General features: G+C 69.0%; 2 protein-coding genes and 1 pseudogene. All 3 read right to left on the bottom strand.

Annotated features, from left to right (window positions below; translation table 11 throughout):
- Positions 1-218 (bottom strand): annotated as a pseudogene (locus ACYP33_RS05265) (urea ABC transporter permease subunit UrtC); the annotation flags it as partial.
- Between the two features lie 3 nt (positions 219-221).
- Complete coding sequence (gene urtB / locus ACYP33_RS05260) at positions 222-1,853, bottom strand: urea ABC transporter permease subunit UrtB (RefSeq protein ID WP_459620192.1); 1,632 nt, start codon at positions 1,851-1,853, stop codon at positions 222-224.
- A 122-nt stretch (positions 1,854-1,975) separates the two neighbouring features.
- Positions 1,976-2,383: transporter substrate-binding protein (locus ACYP33_RS05255; protein ID WP_459620190.1), on the bottom strand; the 408-nt coding region annotated here is incomplete at its 5' end.

Genomic DNA, 2,383 nt, shown 5'->3' with positions numbered 1-2,383 from the left:
GACAGATGAAACGTGCTCGACTCGGGCGTGACGAGCGCCGCGATCGGCACGCCGATGCCGATCGCGAGGCACAGCGCGACCAGCGCGAGCCAGGCGCGGCGCGACAGCAGCGCGGCGCGCGGCGGCAGGCCGAGCGCGAAGCCGGATTTGCTTTCCATATTCGAAGGGGATGGCAACGTCGCCGGAGCGACGCCACCCGAGGTTGTCATCGAAGTCATGTTTCAGGCCTCCGCGCTGCGGCCCTTCAGGGCGAACATGCCCTGCGGGCGTTTCTGGATGAACAGCACGATCATGACGAGCACCACGATCTTGGCGAGCACGGCGCCCCAGAACGGCTCGATCGCCTTGCTGACGAGGCCGAGGCCGAAGCCGCCCACCACCGTGCCGGCGATCTGGCCCACGCCGCCCAGCACCACCGCCATGAACGAATCGATGATGTAGTTCTGGCCGAGGTCGGGGCCGACGTTGCCGATCTGCGAGAGCGCGCAGCCGCCGAGCCCGGCGATGCCCGCGCCGAACGCAAATGCGTAGGAATCCACACGAGCTGTCTTCACGCCGACGCAGGCCGCCATCCGGCGGTTCTGCGTGACGGCGCGCACGAACAGGCCGAGGCGAGTCTGGGTCAGCACGGCCCAGGCGATGCCGACCACGATCAGCGAGAACGCCAGGATCGCGATGCGGTTGTACGGCAGGATCAGGTTCTGCATGACGCTCACGCCGCCGCTCATCCACGACGGGTTCGAGACCTGCACGTTCTGCGCGCCGAAGATCATGCGGGTGGCCTGGATCAGGATCAGGCTCACGCCGAAGGTGGCCAGCAGCGTTTCGAGCGGGCGGCCGTACAGGTGTTTGAGCACGGTGCGCTCCAGCACCACGCCCACCACGGCGGCGGCCACGAACGAGGCCGGCACGGCCAGCAGCGGATACCAGTCGAACGCGCCCGGCGCGTAGCGCTGGAACAGCGTCTGCACCACATAGGTGGCGTAGGCGCCGATCATCAGGAATTCGCCGTGCGCCATGTTGATCACGCCGATCAGGCCGTAGGTGATCGCCAGGCCGAGCGCGGCGAGCAGCAGCACGCTGCCGAGCGAGAGGCCGGCGAACAGCGTGCTGGCGATCTCGCCGCGTTCCTGCAGCGAATGCAGTGCGTCGAGGCCTTCCTGCGCCGCCGCGCGCACTTGCGCATCGGGTTCGGCGAAGCTGCCGTCGGGGTTCTTCGCGACGAGCGGGCGCAACTGCTCGATCATGTCGAGATCGTGGCGCGCGGCCACCACCTTGACCGCTTCGAGCCGCTTGGCGGCGTCCTTGTCGTGCAGCGCGGCGATCGCCCACAGCGCGTCGAGGCGGCGCTTGAGCGTGGCATCGGTTTCCTTCGCGCGCGCTTTTTCGATCAGCGGCTTGAGCGAGGCGTCGGGATTCTTGAGCAGTGCATCGACCGCAGCGGTGCGCGTGGCGAGATCGGGCGAGGCGAGGTCGAGCGCCGACAGCGCGTTGGCCACCTTGCTGCGCAGCAGGTTGTTGAGCGTGATGGCTTGCGCGTCGCCGGGCTGCACGGTGGCGCCGCTCAGGGCGTCCTTGGTGCTGCCGTCGTCGGCCTGCACCAGCAGCTTGCCGTCGTCGGTGGCGAGCACGCCGCCGTCGGCCAGCGCGTGCAGCAGCGCCACCGATGCGGCGTCGCCTGCCGCCGAGAGATGATCGATCGCGGCGAGCTTCGCATCGAAATCGTCGCCGGCCAGCGCGGCGGTATCGGCGGCATCGAGCGCGAACGCCGGGCTGGGCGCGACGCACGCGAGCGCGGCGAAAGCAGCGAACGCGGCGAGGCCGTGTCGGGCGCGGCGTGAGAACGTGAGCATCGGAAAATCCTGGCTGTCGGTTGAACCGCAGGGTGAACAACCGCGCGACCAGCCGGCCGCGCGGGGAGAAGCGGCCGCGCACGGCGCGGTGCGCGGAGGCCGCCTCGGGGGCGGCCGCCCGTTCAGGCTAGCGCGGCGCGGCGGCGGCGCAGGAAGTCGCCGATCGAGCTGACCACGTCGGGCTTGCCCGCGTTGCCCGGGATGTACGGGCTCCACGGTTGCGCGCGCACCGTCGTCTTGGTGCGCCACACCACGTTGAACTGGCCGTCGGCGCGGATCTCGCCGATCATCACCGGCTTGTGCAGGTGGTGATTGCCGTCCATCTCCAGCACGAAGCCCGACGGCGCGTTGAACTTCTGGCCGATCATCGCCACGCGCACCTTGTCGACGTCCGTGCTCTTGGCCTTCTCGACCGCCTGCTTCCACATGTGGATGCCGACGAAGGTCGCTTCCATCGGATCGTTCGTCACGCGCTTGGCGCCGCCCGGCAGGTTGTTCTTCTTGACCCAGTCCGCGAACATCGCCTTGAA

It is taken from the genome of Burkholderia sp. 3C, assembly GCF_054589155.1.
Note: the sequence above shows the minus strand (reverse complement) of the source record. Positions and strands in the feature narration are given on the sequence as shown.